Here is a 20,571-nt window from a genome sequence, read left to right on the forward strand (position 1 = left end):
CGAGGGTACGACAGGCTGCCGCTGGTAGCGGACCGGGCGCCGCGGCCGGCGAGACGGGTGCTGCCGGCGACGTACGGCTGGTTGGCTACATCCGAGCGCCAACGGAGCACCAGAGCGACCACCGTCGCAGCGGGTTGAGCGCGCCTCAACCGGTGAGTATCGGCAGGATATCAGCGGGTTCGCCTTCATTTTCGCACCGGTCGACGAGTGGACGCCACAACGGATGAGGGGCGGTGGGAACGATGATGTGGGCCTGCTGGCGGGCCCTCGTCATGACCACGTAAAGGAGTTTGGATCCAGCGGTGAAGGGTTCTCCTTCGCCTCCGTGGTATTCGTCTTCCTGTAGTAGCAGGATGATGGTGTCGGCTTCGCGGCCTTTGGTCTGATGCAGGTTCATGACTTGTATGGGACGGGGACGCTGGTTGCCCGCCCCAACGAGTGCTCCGGCGCGCGCTGCGGTTAGCGTTTCTGCGACATCCGCGTAGGGTGCTCCGCCCTGGAGCTGACGAATTGCCGCTCGGGTTTGCGGTATCGCAGCTGCCCAGGTCTCTTCGCCTCGAAACATGCCCACGCGGGAATATGCCCCCGCGATCAGGTCCGCCAGTTGGTCGTATTCGGATCCGCCAGCCGCACCGGTCTGGTGCAGCTCGGCGGCTAGGGGGTGAAGAGCTGCTTCGAGGGCTGGATTGCTCTTGTCGAGCATTTGCTGGGCGAGCGGCGCGAGTCCGCCGCCCTTGACTCTGGTGTTCGCGGCAATGTAGACGGCGAGCGCGCGGCGCACCTTGGTGCCGGGGATGTTGAGCGCGAACCGCAGGAGTGCATGCTGGGCCGCGATTGCCTCGCCGTACGCCTCGGTGAATCCGACCTGTTCGTGTGGGATGCCTTGGTTGGCCAGCGTGTCGGACAGCAGGCCCGTGGCGCTGATGGTGTGGGTAAAAATGTTGACAGTGTGTTGCCGGGTGCGGGCGGCGCGGATCAGCTCGATGACCCGCTCGTTGTAGTCGCCTGGGGTGCAGCGGGTGACGGTGAGGCGTCCGGTGCGGACCGCTTCGCCGATGGCGGGGTGGTCGAAGTTTCGCACTCGGGCTGCGTCGGCGGCGGCGGGCAGGATCCCGGTGGGATCGCGGTGGCTGGCCGCCGGTAGGGGGAGGGTGATCGCGCCGGGAAGCGCTTCGGCCAACGCCGTGCGGCGCGCGGGGTCGGTGTTCTTCATGGCGGTGAAGATCGCTTGGTTGAGGTCGCCGAGGAACATCCGGCGTGCTTGAGGTGCGATGAGCTGGAGGAATGCCCATTCGGTGTCGTCCGTGTCTTGGAATTCGTCGCAGATGACCAGTCCGTACCTGGCAGCGTAGTGACCCGCGATCTCCGGAATGCGCAGTAGTGTGGATGCGGCCGGCATCAGTTGGTCGTAGGTGAGGCCTGGTTCTCCCCCCGGAACCTTCGCCTCGGCGATGCTGAGGATTTGTTGCGGCCCCGGGTAACCGTGGTGCTGACCGAAGTCGTTGATAATCCGCCAGGCGAAGCCGTGGAACGTTGATATGTCGATGCGGCTGAGGTGTGGGCCGATCACTCCGGCGGCGCGGTCGATCACCTGAGTGACGGCGGTGCGGGAGAACGATAGGAACAGCACGCGGGCTTGCGCCGGGAGGCGGGTGCGCCGCCCAGCGAGGACGGCCTGGCGGCGCAAGATTGCCCGCCGAGTATCGGCGAGCTGTAGGAAGTTACGGGCGGCGGCTGCGGCAGTGGTGGTCTTGCCGGTGCCTGCTCCGGCGAGCACGAGGATGACGGGCGCGGTCGCGTCGATCACCGCCTGCTGCTCGTCACTGGGCTTGTACGTCACGACGGACCTATCGTGCCAGGCTGCGGCATGGCCGGGATGTCGATGATCACCGGTCCGCTGTAGGAGGGGGAAGCGGCGACGGCGACGTGATTGAGCACGTCCACGATCATCGGCGGAGGTGTGTTGGTCTCCTCGATGAGCGCTTCGAGGAACGGCCCATGCAGCGATTTCCTGTGCAGCGAACGCTTCACGACGCCGACGAGCCTGTCGTCCGGCACGCCGTCGGCCGGGTCCTCACTGAGGAAGGTCGTGAGGGTGGCGCTCGCCGCACGAACCTGAGCGATGTCGGCGCCGGCAAGCAGTGCGCCGTCGATGGCAGTCTTCGGCGGAAGGCGCACCACCACATCGCAGCTTGCTTCGATCTGTTTGATGGTCTGCTCTTCGGCCTTGTCACGGTCAATCAGCGCGATGACGCGGAAACCGAGGCTACGGGCGAGGTCGGCGACGACAGGAATTTCGCCGATGCCGCCGTCTTGGCCGGTGCCCGCCGCGACGAGACGTACACCCGCCGCCGACAGCGGTGCGGCCGCGGGCAGCCGCTGCCGATCCACCGTCCCGTAGACCACGAGGTCATGCGGCCCTTCCGTGATCGCGACCGTCGGGGAGGTCAAGGCCGGCAGCAGCTGCGTGTGAAACTGTCGCATCGCCCGGATGCCTGCCCGGTCCGCCGGCCGCTTCAAGCGGTGCCATGCCCTGTCGCCGCCGTGCCGCGTCAGCCGGACGAGTTCCTCTGGGTCGAATGCTCTCGCGACCTCGGGCCGGCGGGTCGACAACCACACCTGTCCGGCGCCGGCCCGCAGCCGCGCGGCCAGATGCTCTGCGTTGGCGGTGTCGAGCTGGTCACCAAAGTCGTCCGCGAGAATTACCGCGCCGGGCGCGGTCGCCAACATGATCGCTTCCGCAACACCAAGCATCGACGACACGGTGCTGCCATGACTCGTCAAGGCAAGTGGACCGGCGGCGTCCAGGTTCACCGTGGGCTGCAGTGACTTCAGCAGCGCCTCCGCCGAGCCGTCATCAGCGCGGAATCCAACCTGCCCGGTGTCGAACGTCGCGTCCGCGAGAGAGGCGCCGACACCGCCGCTGGTCATCGCCACGCCCACGGCTTGTGCCACCGCGTCGTGACCCGCGAGCTCCTCCGCCGCGGCGGTGACGCGGGCACGAAGCACATCGAAGGCGCCCGCAGCCGCAGCCGGATCCAGCTCGTCCATGACCCGCCGCAGCGGGGAGCCCGCACGAAGCTGCAAAGGCCGTCCGGCGTTCAGCATCACCACTGGCAAAGCACGCCGGGTCGACGCCGGCACTCGCGTGTACTTGCCCGCCGAAGGGTTGGAAGCCAGCGGATAGTAGACGAGGTGCTCCAATGCTTCGGCCTCATCGTCGTACATCAGGCGGTAGGCCAGGCGGACACACCACGCTGCGCCTAACAGCGCTTGATCCTCTTCCACGGCGCAGCCGTCCGAGTCACAGCGTTCCAGAACACCCTCGAAGAGCTGCTCCAGCTCCGGGTCCAGGTCCGTCAATGTGACCTCGACATCGGCGTAGGGTCGCGACTCGACCAGCGAAGAGGGCCACGTCCCGGTCAACGGCTGGTCATCGCCCTGCCCAGCCCCGCCGCTCGCGACAGCAGCGACCGTGGTCTGCCACAGATCCGACATGGCCGGACCTGTGCGCGACGACTCCGGAAGCAATACGCGCGCCAGCGCCGCGATGACATCCGAACGACCTGCACGCGGCACACCGGACAGCACGACGTGACCGGGACACCGCAGCTCCAAGGACCGAAAGCCGCGGAAAGATTCAATCACCAGCTTGCTCACGCGCACGCCGTATGGTCCCTGATCACCGACCCGTAATGCATCCCCAAAACAGAAAACGGCCTGATCGAACGATGCGAGAACAACCGAGCGAGCCACCCCGCTACGCCAGTAGGCTGCTCGAGTTCGCCGGTCGAGGCCGCACTGCATGAGAAGACGTAGCGGCCCAAGCCGACCGGCCTGGCGGGCACCGGGGGCCTGCCAGGCCACGCTACGGACCGGGCATCATAAGTCACGCTGCGAAGATACCGCCGAATCATCCTTCCGGCAGAGTTCCACACGAGCTGAGCGATGTGCCGAACGGGTCAGATGGATCCGGCCCGAGGAGTAAATCCAGGTAGGCCTCGTCTTCTTGGTAGACCACTACGTCCGACGCATTGACGGCGAGTTTGCCGCCGGTGGGCATAATGATCTTTGCGCCGAAGCGCGCCCGCACGACCTCCGCAATCAGAGAACCCGCCGGGTCGCAGTCTCCGCTGTAGTGGATCGGCACACGGTCGCTCGCCAGCTGCGTTAGGAACTGGTGGTCGACCGCTGATAGCGCTCCCGAGGTGCAGGCGAGGGGGCGTTGGTATCCGCGGGTGAGGGCTTCTTCGACGACCGAGGGATTCTCAACCACTGTGATGGGGGCCTTGTTGGAGATGCGTGGACTGTAGACGGTGAGGTCGTAGAGGCTGAGGTGCAGGGGGCGTCGGCATGCTGCGGCGGCCCGGAGGGCGTCGTCGACGGGCCCGTCGCCGATGGCCGTGATGTTGAGGGTGAGCACGGTGGTGCTCAGTCGGTCCGGGTAGACGCCGGCGCGGACGAGCAGAGCGAAGCGTTCGTTCGGTGCCACGGGGGTAACTGGCTCGCCAAGGATCTCGGCGGCGAGCAAGACGAGTTTGGGGCCCAGGCCGGGCGGGTTGAGGTCGAAGTAGTGTGGGTCGCGGGAGCAGTAGTAGGACATTCTGGGTAGGGGGACTGGCCGGTCGAGTGGGAGGATCTGGCGAGCACGAGCCAGAGCGTTGATGAGGCGTAGACGTTCGTCAGCCAGGGTTTCAGACAAGCCCCCGGCTCGTAGGTGCTGCAGGAGATGCGGAGTATCCGGCAGCGCCGCCTGCGCGTAGGACCAAAAGTCTGATTTCATCGCCGCGATACGTCGACGTGGCTGCACTACCTCTGGCATACCGACGGTGTCGCGGAGAATGCTGGCGAGGTCAACGGTTGGGCCGAGGGCTGCAAGTACCCGATGAACGGGTACCGAGACCCGATTGTTGGTGATGGTCAGCCGCGTCTTGCGAGGGCCGGCCCGGGCGAGCCAGCCGTTGATCCGGGCCAGACCAGCGGCGGACAGCGGGACGGTGACGCTCTTGATCGTCATAAGGTCGCCGGTGACGACGAACCTGTCTCTGATGGCCTGCCACAGGGGTCGTACTTCTGGGTCGTGCAGGTCGCTCACTGCGGTCCGCCTCTGCCGTCGATGCCCGAGGGGCCGGGCTGTTCGGGGACGGTGATACGGATGGCGTCGGGCAGGCCGGAGCCGCGCCAGATATAGGGCACGCTGAACCGGTTGCCGCTGGGGTTCTTGACGATTTTGTGGATACTGGTCGTCTGGATTTCGGGGACAAGCAGCTTGCCCATGGTGGGAAGAGTGGCTAGGACGTCGAGGTCCCACTCGCGCAACAGGGCCAGGAGTGTACGTAGGTTGGTTTGGTCTAGCGCGGCGTCGAGTTCGTCGATGAAGGCCATGCGGGGGCCGACGAAGTTGGGCGCAGAGTAGAACGACTTCACAGCTGCCAGAAGTGGCAGCATGCTGGCCAGGCGTTTCTCACCGGTTGACAGCGAATCAAGCGGGTTCTTGCGGGGGGTGATTTCGCGGAATACCTCCTCCGGGTGCGTCTCGTTGGAGAAGGTGCTGTGGGTGACCTCGACGCGCCAGGTGAACCAGGTGCGGTAGTCGAAAACGCGGGCGATGCGTTCGGATGCAGGCTCGTCGCCGACGTCGTCGCGTAGTCGAGCGATAAAGAACTCGTACATGGCGTCGAAATTCCCGTCGAGGTTGGCTTCTAGGATGTGGCTGAGTGCTTCTTGGGCGATGGGGTCGTCGCGGCGTTCCACCCAGTCGAGTTGTACACCGACTCGTTCGACGCCGGTGCGCACGTCTTTGAGGGTCGTGCTGATGCCGACGACGATCTGCTTCGCTTGGTCGATGCGGGCAATGACCTCGGTGCGCAGTTGGGTGAACAGGGTCCCCTTGATCTCGGTGCGCAGTTGTTCGTCGTAGTCGCGCTGCAGTAACTGCAGCCGACGGCCGATGTCGGTCACGGCCTGCCGTAGGGGGCGCCCGGCGGCGGCTGTGTCTTGGGCCGTATCGCTGTCGGCCACGACGATACGGCGCAGGCCGCCTGTGCCGAACTCTTCCTCGGTGACGGAACGCCCCATACGGATGAAGACCGGTGCGAGGGTGCGTAGTTCCAGGTTGAGTTTCGCGGCTCGCGGCCGGAGTTGGTCGCCCTCGGCTGCCGCAGGGGCATTCTGGACGAGCCGCCGTGCCACGGCGGTCGCGGATGCGGGGTCGCTCGGTCGCGTGTAGGTGTGGCCGTCGGTGATGTCTGGGATCAGGTCGTAGTCGAAGAGTTCGAGCAGGCGTTCCTGGGCCTTGCCGTAGCTGCCGTGTGCGTGAGCAAGACCGCCCCGCAACGTGTGCGCCCGTTCCTCAAGGCGGGCTGCCTCCATTGCCGTCGACTGGACCTCGGCGTCGTTTCGGCTGACCGCGTCACGTGCCTGCTCTTGTTCCTCGCCGTTGATCTTGTATTCGTCGAGCAGGTCCTGGAATGCCTTCTCGTACAGCCGGCGCTCCTCGTTGAGCCTGTGTTGCTCGGTCTTCGCGTGGGCCTGCTTGTTCCGCGCGATCTCGGCTGCCGTCGCTGCCCGTTGCGACGCGATGCCGGCGGAAGCTCGCGCCGTCTGGGCGGCCTGTCGGCAATAGAACAGCCGCTGAGCATTGGTCATCCACGCATTCACCGTTCTGTCGAGCTGCCGAACGCCTCGGGCGAATTCGTCGAGTTGCTGTTCCTGCGTCGGAAGCTGGCGTCCGTCCTTGGTCGTCGCGGCGGCCTTCAGCCGGAGCCGAGCCTGCGTCACCTCGTATCGGCATCGCTCGAACTCGTTGCGGACCGCCGCTTCGGCCGCGGTGGCCTGCTCGAACGCGGTGGCTGCCTCGCCCACGTTGGCGATGGCGCCCCGCAGTTCGTCGAAAGGTTGCAACGCCGCTCTGCTGACACGCGCTTGCTGGTCACGGTGCTGGGCGTTCTCGGCCATCTGCCGGGCGGCGGCAGCCGATTGGTCGGCCGACGTCTTCTCCTCGGCTCTGCCGGCTCGGTCGGCCAATGCTGCGGCGAGGCTCTCCGCCCGGGCGCGGCTGGCGTGCAACTGCTGGACCAGCGCCGCGCACGCCGTCCTGGCCTGGTTCACGGCCTGGCGGTCGGCTGGGGCGTATGCCAGGTCACAGGCTTCCGCAGCGGTACGGCTGGCCGTCTGCGCCTCGTCGCTGCTAGCGCCGGCACGCTTGGCTGCCGCTTCGTGGGCGGCTTGTTCGAGGCTGACCTGGTGCTGTGTTTCTCCCAGCCTGGTTCGCTCCCGCATCAGGTCGTCGAAATCGGGCAGTTTTGCCTCGGCGGCCAGCATCTCAATCCGGCCTTCGATCGTCGCGACGCGCACCTTTGCCTCGTTTGCCCTCTCTGCGAGGGGTACGCGGCGCTGGCGCAGAGTGTCAAGGAGTCTCCGTCGCCGCTGCGCGCGGGCGGACGCGCCGATGTACTGCGGCTCCCAGTCGGCTGGTGCGGCAGCGGTGACCCAGTCCGTGTGAAATTCTTCGCCGACGATGGCGATGCCGCCGGTCTGGTGCTGCCCATCGTAGGCGATCTGACGCAGGATGGCGGTAACGTGGTCGGCGCTGACGGTGTCGGTGGGCTGGACGACGAGGACATCGGCGAGGCTGCGGCCGGGCGCGGGGCTACCCGGCCGCAGTAGGGAGTCGCCGACGATCGCGCTGGCGTCGGCATTGACCCACGCATCGAGAATGCCGCCAGCGAGGAGGGCGCCCTCAATGTCCGCGCGCTGCTGATCGTCGAGGTCAGGCGCGAACTCGACCAACGTCCAAAGGGGTGCGCCGCGTCGTTCAGTGCGCTCGGTGCGCCACCATGGCGCGTCCGGGGCTTGTTCTTCGGTTTCCGCTTCAGCAATGTCCGCGTCGAGCGCGCTCAGTTCCTTCGCGAGTTCGGCGGCGGCTTGCTTGGCTGGCTCAAGTTCCTGCCGTAGCTCGGCCTCGGCGCGGCGAAAGGCGGTGGCGAGGTGAACCGGGAAAACCGACAGGTCGCCGTTGCTCGCGTCCGCCTCGCCTGGTGTCTCGTGTGGTTGCAGGGTCAGAACCCGCAGCGATCCTCGCCACCAGGTCAATCGCTGGAGGAACTCAGTGACGGCAGTGTCCCGGCGAGCGACCTGCTGTTCGTGCAGGTCTTTCGCTTGTTGTAGTCGCTCAGCCGCACCTTCGGCGACCCGCGCGTCGGCAGCGGCGCGCTCGTCTAGTCGCTGCGCCGTGTTCAATTTCTCGGCAGCTTCGAGTAGCGCCTCCCCTCGTTCGGTTGCGTCCTGCACGGCTGCGTCGCACTGCGGCAGCGCGTCGAACGAGGCGCTGACGTCGTCGGTATCGACCTCGCGAAGTGTGGCGACCCACTGGATCACGGCATGCGGCGGCCGAGGCATACGCGCGACGGTGTCCCCGAGGTGATCTGCTGCTTGCCGCGTTGTGGCGGTGGCCCGCTCGATGGCCGACTGGGCTTCACGGAGGCGTACTGTCGCCTGTTCTGCGATGTCAGTGGCTCTGCGGGCTGCTGCGGTCGCGCCGGCGAGATCAATGCTGGTGATCGCGGTGTGGAGGGCCCGGTCCAACCACTCCTCGATCGCGTCGGGTTCGAGGGGCACCGAGGCCAGAACCTGCACCGGTACAGGGCCGAGCACTGCGGCGTGTTCCTCGTCGAAGGCCCGCAACCGTGCGACAGCGTTGTCGTGATGCCGGCTCACCTCATCCTGGTGGGTGCGGAGATTGTGCCCCGCCGCGTCCCTCTCATCCAGCGCTGCGGCATGTCTGTCACCGGCCTCTGCTTCGGTCTCCTCTCGAACGGTGAGGTTGCCGAGGGCAAGACGTGTCTTTTCGATGATCGCTTCGCGGTGAGGGACCCAGGTTCTGATGGGTTCGCCGAGAGTCTGCAGGTCAGGCTCTGTCAGGTTGGTGACTTCATCAAGGTCGGCGGTCAGTGCGCCGGTAGCGGCGTCGAAGGGGCCGCAGAAGGCGTCGGCGGCTACTCGCTCGGATTGGTCGCGCAACGTAGCGGTGATGGTGGCCAGCTGGTGGCCGGCGCTTGCGAAGGTCTCTGCCGTTTCGTGTTCTTTTCTCGTTGCGCTGTCGGCCTCCGAACGACGTTCGCCAGCGATCTTCGTGGCCACCGTCGCCGTCTCCTGCGCCGCTTCGACTGCGGCGGCGAGCTCGGGTAGGTGACTTCCGGGGTGGCCCTCCGTACGGCGTCGCAGCAAGTCGCCCGTGACTTTGAGTTCCTCCAGGCGCTGTGCGGCTTCATGCTTTGCGGCTGTGGCCTCCCGCATGCGGCGCTCGTTCGTCGCCCTATCGCGGGTCAGTTTCTCGACCGCGCTCTCAATCCGTTTCGCCTCGTTGGCTGCCGCCAGCACGTGGTGGCCAGTGGTCGCGGCTGCGGTATCGGCATATCCGCGGTAGAGGTCCGACAGCCTCGTCAGCAGCTCATGTTCCCGCCTAGCGGTGTTGGCCTTGCCGAGAAGGTCGTCGGACTGGGCCAGGTTCTTGGCCAGCAGCTCGACGTACCGGGTGGGCAGCGCGGGCAGGGCGGTGGTCAGCAGGGCATGCATCTCGGCGGCCGTCATACGGTCGTTGACCCGCACGCTACGAAGCGCCCGTAGGACGGTGGTCAGCGCTGTCATCTGGTCGCGATCCGTACCGGGAAAGAGTTCTGTGCGCACCGCCTCGGCATAGGCTGGTTCGTCGTTGACGGTCAGGTACCGGCTTGCCGCTCGGTGCAAAGCCGACTTGATGAAGATTTGCCCCTGGCAGGTGGCGAGTTGCTCACACAGCCCCTCGAAGTCCAGTGGCGTGTTGTCGGTGTGTAAGTGCAGGTCGGCGCCGACACGGCCCGGCACGGTGAACCAGGCGCGGTCAAGTGTCCCCGCTTTGTCGCCGCGCCAGCGGATCCACAACCCGAGCGTCGTCCACCGCAACTCGCCGTCGGGGGCCCGGAACCCGAACTCGAGCCACCACACCCCGGTTTTCTCTCGGCCCGGCGTCCGGTTGTGGTGGCGGTCAGCCAGGTTGCCGGATCCCCGCTGCGACATGGACAGGGCCGCCGGGCTAGTGTCGCCGTCGATCATGGTGGGAAACCACTGACCGCTGGTCAGCGACTTACCAGAGCCGTTGGGCCCGACGAGGGCGCACCAGCCGTTGTGGAACAGGAACTGCTCATCAACCCAGGCCCAGGAGTTGACGACGCCAGCGCGCACCGGCTGCCAGCGTCCGACTGCAGCGGGAAGGGCGTCAACGGTGAGAGCGTGCGTGGCGCCGAATCCCGCGTCGAACAGGGTGACGTTCGCGGGCTGATCAATGGACTTGCTCATGCTTGCCGTCCTGGTCGAAGAGAGCGTCGTCGGTCAGGGGTAGCTCGCCGCGGCGGTCGGGGGTAGCGACGCGCACCCGCCAGTGGCCGTGTGCGCCGGTGGTGGTCCAGGCGGGCGGCCGGTCGCTGGTTCGGATGAGGATCCCGGCGGCGACGAGGCTTGCGAGGGCTTCCTGGGTCAGAGTCTGGAGCGCGGCGTTCGATCGGAAGGACTTGGCCCACTCGGGCTGGTCTGCCTTGGCCTCGGCGATGACTGCCTGGCAGGCATCCTCGGTCAGCGGCTGCGGCGCCCCGCCGGTGTTCAGCCACTGCACGATAAGCAGGGCGGCTTGGCCCGGGATGGAGTGGGGTTGAGGGAAGTCGAGGTCCGTGCTGCGGCGGCCGGAATCGGCGGTCAGCCACAGATCTCGGCGCACCACGCAGGTCAGCCCGGCGACCATCGCGGCTTGAACAGCCTGGCGGCGGCCACCCGGCGAGGCGAGATAGGTGGCCTCGATGCCGTCGCCCCCGAGAGGCACTACGGCATCGTCTATCACCGCGCGGAGCGCGCGGTGCCGCCGCTGCAGGTCACGCTGGTTCTCCGAGGCGTGGTCGGGAAGGGCGGCCTGGTCCTCGCACAGCTTGGCGACGTGTGTGTGCGGCTGGCTCAGGTCGATCTGCAGTTGGGAGATGGCTGGCGCTGCCAGTAAATCGTTGAGTCGTTCAGGGTTACAGGTGATCACGATGTCGTTGCCGGCATCTGTGCCGGCGGCCGTCAACGGGCCGTCGCTGGTGATGAAGCCCCACTCGCGCAGCAGCTCACACGCGTCGACGAACGCTCGCCGGTGTTGCTCGGCCTTGGCACGCGGCTCTCCGGCCTGTGTGACGACCTGGAACGCCGGTAGCCTGCCGGCGCCGGATTCTGCCGCGCACGTGCGGATCACTTCTCGCTGCAGATCGCCGAAGGTGATCTCGGGACGCCGCCAGAGCTGTTCAGCGATCAGGCACAGCAGAGTGAGGACCAGCACGGATATCTTGCCTGCGCCTTCGCGCGGCAGGCAGCTGCGGTCCTGCGGCGGTTGGTGACGCCGTTTGAAGAGCCGCACGTACCGCCCGAGGTTGGAAATCCTTACCCGCCATCCCAGGGTCGCGTGGAACCACTGCCGCAGGTCGTCCTCGCGGGCCCGGGCTGCTCGGAACAATTCCGGTTCCGTCTCCTCGGTCAGGAAGGGCTTTCGCAGAAGCGCCGGGATGACCGGCGCGAGGCTGGCCAGTCTGTCCTCACGGGGCTCAAGAAGGAACTCGTCGAGGGCGGTCATCGATGCAACCTGGTCGAATCGGCGACGACGGGAGAGATCTCGATCCAGACGTCGGGCGCGGTGAGGCTGCCCTCGGCGGTCTGGACGGTGGTCACCCTGCCGATACGGCCTGGTTTGAGTCGCATGCGGCACCGCAGGGTGAGCGCTTCCCCATACCCTAGGTCGGCGTCGTAGCTGTCCATGGCTTCCTCCAGCAAGTCGATCAGTACCTGCAAATGGGCGCTGTCGATGCCAGCGAAGTGGGTCAGGCCCACTTGGCCCGGCGTTAACAGGCCTTCGGACAGCTCGGCGAGCCTGGCCATCTCTGCCAGGGCAGCCTGCTCCTCCGCCTCGCGCGACAGCGCCAGGTTTTCCATCCGGTGGGCGGTCCGTGGCGTCGATGTGCTGGGGGCGCGACTGCGGAGGCTCACAGAAACGTTGACGCTGGGCCCGGCGGCGACGGTGACTGCCGGCAGGATGTCGTCGTCCTCATGAGAGACCTTTGGGTGTTGGGCTGCCCACATCCCGGTGGCGGCGGCGAAAACGGCGTAGGCGTCGGCGTCGGCGCCTTGGGCGTGGATCATCAGCGCCAGCTGCCGGAAGTCCGCCGCGAGATCGCTGGTGCGGTTGGAGGCATGGTAGCGGCGGGTGATGGCCGAGAGCAGGGCATCGATTGCATACATGGCCGAGTCGATGATCTTGTCGATGTTGCCGCCGGGCGTGAACCACGCGTCGAGGCTCTCCAAGTGCGTCACAGCGTCGTCGATCCACGCCGCCGTGTCGCCCATTTCGACGGCGCCCGCGCCGGATGCGCCTGTTTCAGCGATAACGGCGTAGCCTTCCACCCGGATAGCCTCGAGGCTGCGCCTCAACGGCGCGAGCGCTGTCTGAGTGTGCTGCACGAACTGCCGCAGCACCACCATGATGCGCGTCCGGCTCTCGCCGAAGACCTCATCGTCGGTGACGTCATGCTGATTCAGCATGCGCATCGCCTCGTAGTAGTCGCCGGCTGCGTTAAGCAGCTGACCGACCTGCGACCGCACGGCGGCGATGTCCAGGGCGACCCGCATGGGCTCCTTGTCGAGGTGAAGAAGGAGCTGACGTAGCGTGTCCTGGATTGAGTCGATTAGCCGCGGGGGCAGCGCAAGCACCCGATCGAGGTCGTTGATCGCGTCGCGGACCGACCGGACAATGATGCGGCCCTTCTTGCTCAACGCCCACGCCTCCTGACGGCGGTGGCCGTCGCGGAGGTCCTCTCGCGATGCCGTCGGGCTCAAGAACGGCAGTACCAGACGCATCTGGACCAGCTCATCGAGCCGGCTTCGGAGAAGGTCGGCGGGCATAGGCTCGCCGTAGCCATCCCGCGTCATCTGCTCCGCGATGTCGCGCATCGTTGACAGCGGCGCTGTGCCGCTCAATCGCAGCAAAGCGGAGAGAACAGCGGCGTAGTCCTCGCGGGCGTTACCCAGCGGTTCGCCGACGAACCGCCACATGTCCGGCTCGATAGCCCGCCACCAATCGGTTCGCATCATCCCCCCTTAGCGCGCGACCATCAATACAGTGGATGCTTACAGATGGGTGCGACAAAATCCGCCCTTCGTACATTTGTTCGGCAAGAGTGGATCACGCAGCCTGAATCGGCGACAATGTCGTAGCGCTCTGGCATCGCTCGACCTGGCAGGAATCGAGCAACTCGGCGAGAGCCTTGGTTAGGTCGTGCAGAGGGCTGGCGCCGTCGGTGATGACACTCGACCCTCTTCTTCCCTCCGGCGATGTAAACGGGAGAGCCGGGCAGCGCACGCCGTTTGGCTGGCCTGGGCGAATGGCGCGGGCGGTTGCGGTACTACGACTTGGAGGTCGAGGTCCGAGGCCGGGCCAGGCGCTCGACCTCGGCGGGCAACGGTCTACCTTCCCTGTGCGGCCGATCCCGACCCAGGTGTCCGTTGGCTGGCCGCAGGGCGGCGACGGGCAGGGCCAGCGGTGGGATCGCGCGGACGGCGGTTCGCGGAGATCGTCTTCGCTGTGGTGCTTCGGCCGCGATAGTTGATCGGTCTGCCCGACGGGGCGCGAAGGCAGGCTGACGGGGCCTCCGGTAGGGCCATCCACTCACGGCTGCGTTGAGGGGAGGGCGGCGCGGGTGCGCGGAGTCGTTACGGTGCCGGGTTGTTGAGCCTTTCGAGTAGGGCGAGTGTGTGCGGCTCGTGCGCGAAGCGGCTGGCCAGCGTCGCGGCGGTGGCTCTGGCTTGTGGCGTGTTGTCGAAGCGTAGGTGCAGGTCGACCCAGGCGGAGATGATGCCTGGATCGATGACGTCGGGTCGCAGGTGGCGGTATGACGTCCACGCCGCGTCCCATCGGTTCTGGTTGAGTTGGGAGATGATCAACGCCCATGCGTGATCATGGTTGGTGGGTTCGTCTTTGAGTGCTGCCCGGCAGCACGCTTCTACGCCAGCCCAGTCGTTTCGCGTGGCTCTGCGCTCTATGAGGCGGCGATGCAGGGCTTTGCGGTGCTCGGTTGCGAGTTCGCCGGTGGCGAGGAGATCCTTGGCGCATTCGTCGGCGGCGTCGAGGTCGCCTCGGATAGCCAGGATGTTGACTTTCTCCTGGGGCGCCTTGAGCGCCCCGTATCCTGTCCAGATTTCTTCGCACACGGCGAGGGCCTCGTCGTAGCGTCGCGCCTCACGAAGGATCTCGATCAGCAACTCTCCCGCAGCGGGTGACCAGGCAGACCGCAGCAGCGTGACAGCTCCGTCGTGGTCACCGCTACCAGCGGCGTTGCGTGCGGTGTAAGCGACACGATCGCCGTCGTCGAGATTCGCCAACACCGCCACGCGGTCGAGGTTCGTTGTATCGAGGGCGCCTCTGGAGGCGAGTTGGTTCAGGCAGATCCTGGCCGCGAGCGGGGTGTCCGCGTTGTCGAGCGCGATACGCCACATGGCGATCGTAGCCGTGGCGGGCTGGCGCGGGTCCGCAGCGAGCGCGCGGATCAGTGGCTCGGCGGGTGTGCCGCGCATGGCGTCGCCGAACCGGACGGCGCGAATGCGGTCGTCCAGGGCGATGCTGGCTTGGGCGCCTACTATCGCGACGACGGGGTCGCCCGCTTCGCGGTCGTTTGCTTGGCCGCCGAATGCGGTGGGCGTGGCCAGTTCGATGACCTCCGTGAACGCGCCGGCGAGCATGCGCTCCTGTACGAGGAGCCGATGTACGGTCTCGCTGGGTCCAGCCCATCGCCGTAGGTCGTCCCTGACGGACGTGGCGAGCGCTACCACCTCCTGCTGATCTTGAAACGGTAGCGCCGTGGCGCCGCGCAGCAGGCGCTCCATGAGCGCCCTGGCCCGGCCGAGCCTGCCACCGGTGCTGGTCGGTTGCCGTTCGCAGACGCGGTCATACAAGGCCAGCGCTTGGTCGAAGTTGCCCCGGCCGGCAGCGCGCTCCGCGAGGAACAACAGGCAGGTGGGCTCCGCATCGAGCTCACCGTCGGACCGATCGATAAGTAGTTTTTCCAGCAGGTCATCCCTGCCTGATTCATCGGCTTCGAGGGCGCAGACGGCGACCTCCATGAGCAAGTTTGTCCCTGCCCGTTGCAGACCCTGGACGGGACGGAGAAGGCCGGCGGCTTGGCTCCTGTCCCCGGCAGTGATGGCCATGATCGCCGCGATGCCACGCAGCCGCGGCTGGTTCTCCGGATCCCGTTCGGCCGCCAACGCGAACGCTTCCATCGCCAGGTCCTGGTGGCCGTGGTCGTTGGCATACGCCCCGACGGTCGCAAGCCGCGCCATTGTCGCGTGAACCCAGCCCCGGCTCATGGCAAGGAGCGGCTCCACGACCGCCCTCGGGTCGTCACGGCCTCCGCTGAGCATCCGCGCGAGGCGCCGCGCACCGTCAGGGTCGACCTGGCTAAGACCCGACAGCATCTCCACCGTGGAAGGTGGCAGCAGCGGCAGAACCTCCGCGACAGGATCCGGGTTGGCCGAAGGAGCGGCGAACGCGATGTCACGCAGGGTGTCACGCGATGACGCGTCGAGTACGTTCGCGGACGGCACCTCGATCGACCAGCCGCGGTCGGTCTCGCGCACCGCGTCGGCGGTGATCTGAACCCAGTAGCCGACTCGGGTCTCCGGGTCGACGATGACGAGCACCACGGGCATCAGGTTGGCCAGCCAGTACGTGAGGTGCCGAGGCTCTCCAGTAAAGCGCCAGCCGATCCGCGTCCTGCGTTTGAAGAACGTGGGCCCGCATTTGATCTGAACGGCTATGTACCGGCCGGTGGGGTTTGTGGTCAGACCATCGACCTCGACATGAGCATCGATACCCTGATCCGCCTCGCGCTGCTCCCGAAACGCCCAGGTCAGATTGGTGAACGCGAGTTGCACCTCGGCAACGCCGCGGCGCTCCATCCCCAACGACGACGTCTTCACCCTGCAACCCCATCCGCCACGTCGCCGGCCGTGCGCGCCTGGCCGGCTGTCACCGTTTGCCTCGTCGGCTTCACCGCCCCGTTCACACGGGCCGCCCCCGTCACCGTCTCGGTTACCAGGCCGAGGCCGACATCGCCGCCCGTTCTCGGAGCCCCTTCGACAGGCGACCCCGGCATTATCCCTATGCGACAGCCCGCCCCGACTCCGCGACACAGGCTCATGCGGACACGCCTGCCTCAACCTGGCTCGGTCACCAGATCCGTCCCGTGGACAGACCGCTTTCCGAGTTGCCCATGCGCCGGCCGGCTATCGTGCGGATGGAGGGCCACCACAGGAGGACGCGTGCGTCGGATGACCAAATTCCAGGAAGCGGTCGAGCGGCTGCGCGAGGAAGGCTGCCATCGCGGCCTGGACATCCCGGCGGTCACCGCGCAGGACATCCTCGCCGACCTTGTCACCACCACCGCCGCCACCCTCGGCATCCGCGAGGAGACCTACGTACGGTCCCATCTTGCGAACGTCGACCTCGCCGACCTCGTGACCCGCCTCAAGCAGGCGGACGACGCGCAGAAACGCGAAGTGGCCGACGCTTCCCCCGCAGTGATCAAGCTGGAGGACACCGGCCGGCTCATCGCGTCGCTCGCCCAAGCGGTGCGATGCGTCAGCCTCAACCACGACCGGCTAACGACAGGACGTCGCGACAAGTGGGAGGCCGTCGGTGTCCTCGACGACGCCAGCAACTGCCTGACCCTGCTCGGCGAAGCCGTGACCAACAGCCACACCACCGCACAGGGCACCGCCGTGCTCTGGAACGACGAAAGCGTCGTGTACGCACGACGCGCTCTTACTCAGACCATCACCAACATCCGCGACGGTGGCTGGACCTTCGCCCACGGGCCGCAACTCGACGCCGACGTCGCCACCCGCATGAACGCCGACCTGAAGATCCTCCCGCCGGAGTGACCATGCCGCCGGCTTTAGATAATGCGACGACCGACACTGCTCCCGACACATTCCGCGATACCGGACTGGCGTTCTTGCAAGACCTCGGTCGCCGCACCCGAACCATCCGGTCCACCAGGCGCTCGCCTGCACGCTGAACGCCGCCGGGCTGTTGACTTGTGACGGTGCTGGACGGCCAGTGCAGTGGAACACCCGGTCGGGATTGATCCGAATCGCACAGGCGCCGGCGTGGGGCCGACCTTGGGGTTGTCCTGCGCCAATGGCCAGGTCTACCGTGACGGCATCGTTGGGCAGGGCGGCTCCCCCCGTAGTCGCCCTGCCCAACGTAATCAAGCCGGGATGCGCCAGGCGCCGGCCACGTCTCGAAGACACACGCGAGACGCGCCCCGCGCACCCATTTAGCACATTCGTTCGAAGCTCGCGATATCGTCCTGGGGTGACCGCTCCTGACGTGCCGCCCGATCCGGTGTCGTTGACTGCCCGGCAACGGCAGATCCTCGACGTGATCCGTGGTTGGGTTCAGCGGCATGGCTACCCGCCGACGGTGCGGGAGATCGGTGCGGCCGTCGGGCTCGGTTCCCCCTCGTCGGTGGCGCATCACCTGAAGACCCTCACCCACCACGGCCTGATCCGACGGGCCCCTGGCGGGCCCCGAGCGGTCGACGCCCGCCCCCTGCTCGGCGACGACCCGCCGGTGAAGTCGGAAGCCCCGCGCGCAACCGCCGTGCCTCTGCTGGGAGCCATCGCCGCCGGAACGCCGATTCTCGCCGAGGAGCACGTCGAGGAAGTACTGGCCCTGCCCGCCGATCTGGTCGGCCGGGGCACGCTGTTCGCGCTGCGGGTACGAGGCGACTCCATGATCGAAGCGGCCATCGCCGACAACGACATCATCGTGGTACGCCAGCAAACGGTCGCCGACAACGGCGACATCGTCGCCGCCATGCTCGACGGGGAAGCCACCGTCAAGCAGTACCGAACCCGCGACGGTCGCATCGAACTCGTCCCCCACAACCCCCGCTACCTGGTACTGCCCGGCGATCACGCGACGATCCTCGGCAAGGTCATCTGCGTCCTGCACCGCCCATGATCCCGACGATCACCGCCACGACCTACCGTCGGCAGCACGGTGACTCGCCTGGGCTTACTGCTCAGCCAGGCCCGGGCGCCACATCGTGATCTCATCGTCGAGGTCGCCGCTGCGGATGTCGTTCAAGGCGGCCATGTATCCAACCTCGGTGGCGTCGATAAGCATTCTCAGGACCTCGGTCGGCGCGTCCTGGTAGCCGTAGGCCGACCACACGTTGGCCATCGCCTCGTAGGCCCGCCGCACGTCACCCTCGTCCTGCGCGGTACTGCCGTGCAAGTTCGCCACAGCCTCGGACCAGCCGGTCACATCACGCTCCGAATAGGACATCAAGAAAGTATGCCCGACGCGATCCCTGCTGCGGGGGCTCGCTGGCAGCAGCGGACAGCCCTACCGCCGTGGCCGAGCCGGGCTGTTGCCAGGTCTTGCCCGCCCTGGCCGCCCGGCACGAGGGATACCGGCCGGTGTCGAGCTGAGCGAGTTCGCCGTCGATGTCGACCGAGTAGATGACGTAAAAGTGCACGCACCTTCTCGTGGTGGATCGGCCAGCGGGTCCCGACGAGGGACCGGCCCCGGCAGTATTGTCCGCCATGAGGTTCTGCTAATCCCGCCGCACGGGGCGGGGGGCGGGGGACCCAACCCCGCAAGGCCAGGTCCCACCGCACAACTAACTCAGGGGATGCGGCTCATTGGTGAGAGCCGACAACGCTGCGGCAATCTCCTGCATAGTCGCCCGCACGTAGGAGGCTGTAGTGCCAGCATCACTACCGCCTTCCGAATGACCGGCGTAGGCTCGTGCGACGCCGTAGCCAAAGTTTCTTTCCACCCAGGTCAGCGTGGTGTGACGCAACCAGTGTGTGCTGATCTGTTGCGTGTAAACCCACGGCAGGTGCTCGCCGATCCGCACCCACAGATGGTCATAACGTCGGTATGTGATGGGCTGGCCACTCCGATAGCGCAGCAGTTGCCCCGTCTCCGGCGCGCCCCGCTCCTCAGCATGCCGCTGCAGGTACCGCATCAGCGTCGGAGACACCGGTTGCCACCGCCTAGAGTCCCCCTTCTCTCGCAGCAGGATCAAACATTGATCAGGATCCAGATCGGCCGGACGAAGAGCCAACGCGCCACCGCGTCGACACGCCGTCTCGGTGTGCAACCGCAGAAGCAAGGTGTCGAGCGCCGGATCATCGCCCGTGCTGGCTGCAACCTCATTGATCTCGGCCAGCCGGTTATCCGCCACCGCCCGCCGCGTGCTCGGCAGACGTCGCGGCTTCGCCACCTTCATCGCAGGGTTCTCCGACGCCATGATGAACCCATCAGCGACTGCCCTCTTGTAGAGACACCGCAAGGCGGCAATCAGATGCTCCGCCGCGCTTCGACCTCCACGGGCGTTCCGCCGAGCCACCACATGCGTCTTGACGTACTCCGCCAACTGCTCGATCTCCGATGGAGTGGGCTCGTCCAGTCTTCGCTTTCCCCATCTCTCCACCACCCGCTTCCAATAGGAGCCGTAGGCACGCCGCGTCCCCGCCGTGACCGCAGCCGCCACCACCGGGACGTACTCGGCGAAGGTCGGCGACGGAGGCCGAGCCACCGCAGCGTCCAACAGCTCAGCAGGCGAAATACCCATCCGAGCAAGTAGCAGCCGAGCCGCATCCAACTCAGCACGATTCGCCGACGCATCACCCATGCTCGCCGCCCCCGAACACCGCATCGTGAGCCTGGGTAATCAACTCGTCGAGCTTCGCCGGCGGGTGAACTACCAGCCGTCCGCTGGCCGGTTCAGCCACGATGAATACGCGGTCACCGGCGGCGAGGCCGCACCACTGGCGAACCACCGCCGGCAGCCGGACATGCCCTTCCTTGGCCACCTTGAAGACGCCTTGTGGATCCGCGGATACCACAATCAACCCGTGGCGCTCTCTGATGCTCAATCGCAGTCCGGGCACCCACTGGAGCACCTTCATCGCCGACCGATCAGCGATCCGGCCGTGCGCATTCAGCGTGACCAGCCCGTAGACAGCCAGGCGACTACGAGTGGCGGCGAGGGTTGGAAGCGGTAGCGGAGGTCGCCTCATCGCTGCGGCAGGAAGACCAGGAGCACCACGTGCGCTGGTCTGCTGACCAGGCAGGGCCACAGCGGGGATGACAGCCGAGCTGGCGTGTGTTGTCGCAGCTCTCGCTCCGGGAGGCCTGCCACGAGGGGCAGCGCCGGCGGCTGTGTCGTAGGAGCTTCGGCGGTGGTCAAGCATACTTGACCACCGCTACGTCATATTGTGCACAAATGAAAGATACTCGTGTCCGAGGGGGGACTTGAACCCCCACGCCCTATACGGGCACTAGCACCTCAAGCTAGCGCGTCTGCCATTCCGCCACCCGGACCTACTCGTCCAGCCTACCGTGTCGACCGACGTGACCTTTCACCCGTCGGCCGCCCTGGTGGGCCGCACGGGGAGTTACTGTACACGCCCCGGGTGGATCATGCACATCAGCTTCCAGCC

The 20,571-nt window shown here is 66.6% G+C and carries 12 protein-coding genes and 1 tRNA gene; 2 read left to right on the top strand and 11 right to left on the bottom strand.

The annotated features are described in order from the left end of the window. Positions 1-145: 145 nt before the first annotated feature. The 7 genes from AB0D32_RS16320 to AB0D32_RS16350 form a co-directional block, all read right to left on the bottom strand. Entirely contained in the window at positions 146-1,840 is a 1,695-nt protein-coding gene (locus AB0D32_RS16320; protein ID WP_357090311.1) for a UvrD-helicase domain-containing protein, read from the bottom strand. Continuing rightward, positions 1,837-3,660 (bottom strand): hypothetical protein, encoded by a 1,824-nt coding sequence (locus AB0D32_RS16325; RefSeq protein WP_357090313.1) that lies wholly within the window; start codon positions 3,658-3,660, stop codon positions 1,837-1,839. The genes AB0D32_RS16320 and AB0D32_RS16325 overlap by 4 nt, the downstream gene beginning before the upstream one ends. Before the next feature lie 253 nt (positions 3,661-3,913). Next, positions 3,914-5,095, bottom strand: a complete 1,182-nt coding sequence (locus AB0D32_RS16330; protein WP_357090315.1) for a DUF2399 domain-containing protein — start codon at positions 5,093-5,095, stop codon at positions 3,914-3,916. Next, positions 5,092-10,335 (bottom strand): SbcC/MukB-like Walker B domain-containing protein, encoded by a 5,244-nt coding sequence (locus AB0D32_RS16335; RefSeq protein WP_357090317.1) that lies wholly within the window; start codon positions 10,333-10,335, stop codon positions 5,092-5,094. Before AB0D32_RS16335 ends, AB0D32_RS16330 begins: the two co-directional genes overlap by 4 nt. Next, on the bottom strand, positions 10,319-11,632 hold the full coding sequence (locus AB0D32_RS16340; RefSeq protein WP_357090319.1) for a DUF2398 family protein: 1,314 nt from the start codon (positions 11,630-11,632) through the stop codon (positions 10,319-10,321). The genes AB0D32_RS16335 and AB0D32_RS16340 overlap by 17 nt, the downstream gene beginning before the upstream one ends. Continuing rightward, the gene (locus AB0D32_RS16345; protein ID WP_357090321.1) at positions 11,629-13,140 is read right to left on the bottom strand and encodes a DUF2397 family protein; all 1,512 of its coding nucleotides are present in this window, start codon (positions 13,138-13,140) and stop codon (positions 11,629-11,631) included. The genes AB0D32_RS16340 and AB0D32_RS16345 overlap by 4 nt, the downstream gene beginning before the upstream one ends. A gap of 621 nt (positions 13,141-13,761) precedes the next feature. After that, positions 13,762-16,026 (bottom strand): DUF4365 domain-containing protein, encoded by a 2,265-nt coding sequence (locus AB0D32_RS16350; protein WP_357090323.1) that lies wholly within the window; start codon positions 16,024-16,026, stop codon positions 13,762-13,764. 342 nt (positions 16,027-16,368) lie between these two features. On the opposite strand from AB0D32_RS16350, the gene AB0D32_RS16355 reads away from it, so the two are divergent. Then, positions 16,369-16,989, top strand: a complete 621-nt coding sequence (locus AB0D32_RS16355) for a hypothetical protein (RefSeq protein WP_357090325.1) — start codon at positions 16,369-16,371, stop codon at positions 16,987-16,989. A 436-nt stretch (positions 16,990-17,425) separates the two neighbouring features. Next, the gene (gene lexA, locus AB0D32_RS16360) at positions 17,426-18,076 is read left to right on the top strand and encodes a transcriptional repressor LexA (RefSeq protein WP_357090327.1); all 651 of its coding nucleotides are present in this window, start codon (positions 17,426-17,428) and stop codon (positions 18,074-18,076) included. Positions 18,077-18,130: 54 nt separating this feature from the next. On the opposite strand, the gene AB0D32_RS16365 is transcribed toward lexA, so the two are convergent. The 4 genes from AB0D32_RS16365 to AB0D32_RS16380 all read right to left on the bottom strand — a co-directional run bounded on the left by AB0D32_RS16365 (position 18,131) and on the right by AB0D32_RS16380 (position 20,452). After that, on the bottom strand, positions 18,131-18,403 hold the full coding sequence (locus tag AB0D32_RS16365) for a hypothetical protein (protein WP_357090329.1): 273 nt from the start codon (positions 18,401-18,403) through the stop codon (positions 18,131-18,133). A 337-nt stretch (positions 18,404-18,740) separates the two neighbouring features. Beyond that, positions 18,741-19,760, bottom strand: a complete 1,020-nt coding sequence (locus AB0D32_RS16370; RefSeq protein WP_357090331.1) for a site-specific integrase — start codon at positions 19,758-19,760, stop codon at positions 18,741-18,743. Then, the gene (locus AB0D32_RS16375; RefSeq protein ID WP_357090333.1) at positions 19,753-20,037 is read right to left on the bottom strand and encodes an AbrB/MazE/SpoVT family DNA-binding domain-containing protein; all 285 of its coding nucleotides are present in this window, start codon (positions 20,035-20,037) and stop codon (positions 19,753-19,755) included. The genes AB0D32_RS16370 and AB0D32_RS16375 overlap by 8 nt, the downstream gene beginning before the upstream one ends. 331 nt (positions 20,038-20,368) lie before the next feature. Further along, positions 20,369-20,452, bottom strand: a tRNA-Leu gene (locus tag AB0D32_RS16380). Positions 20,453-20,571: the final 119 nt, after the last annotated feature.

The organism is Micromonospora sp. NPDC048170, from assembly GCF_040652795.1.
Taxonomy (GTDB): Bacteria; Actinomycetota; Actinomycetes; order Mycobacteriales; family Micromonosporaceae; genus Micromonospora.

What these genes read in the sequence shown, in the direction of transcription:
- AB0D32_RS16335 (WP_357090317.1), bottom strand. Translation starts at nt 10,335, where the DNA reads ATGAGCAAGTCCATTGATCAGCCCGCGAACGTCACCCTGTTCGACGCG.
- AB0D32_RS16340 (WP_357090319.1), bottom strand. Translation starts at nt 11,632, where the DNA reads ATGACCGCCCTCGACGAGTTCCTTCTTGAGCCCCGTGAGGACAGACTG.
- AB0D32_RS16345 (WP_357090321.1), bottom strand. Translation starts at nt 13,140, where the DNA reads ATGCGAACCGATTGGTGGCGGGCTATCGAGCCGGACATGTGGCGGTTC.
- AB0D32_RS16365 (WP_357090329.1), bottom strand. Translation starts at nt 18,403, where the DNA reads ATGTCCTATTCGGAGCGTGATGTGACCGGCTGGTCCGAGGCTGTGGCG.
- AB0D32_RS16370 (WP_357090331.1), bottom strand. Translation starts at nt 19,760, where the DNA reads ATGGGTGATGCGTCGGCGAATCGTGCTGAGTTGGATGCGGCTCGGCTG.
- AB0D32_RS16375 (WP_357090333.1), bottom strand. Translation starts at nt 20,037, where the DNA reads ATGAAGGTGCTCCAGTGGGTGCCCGGACTGCGATTGAGCATCAGAGAG.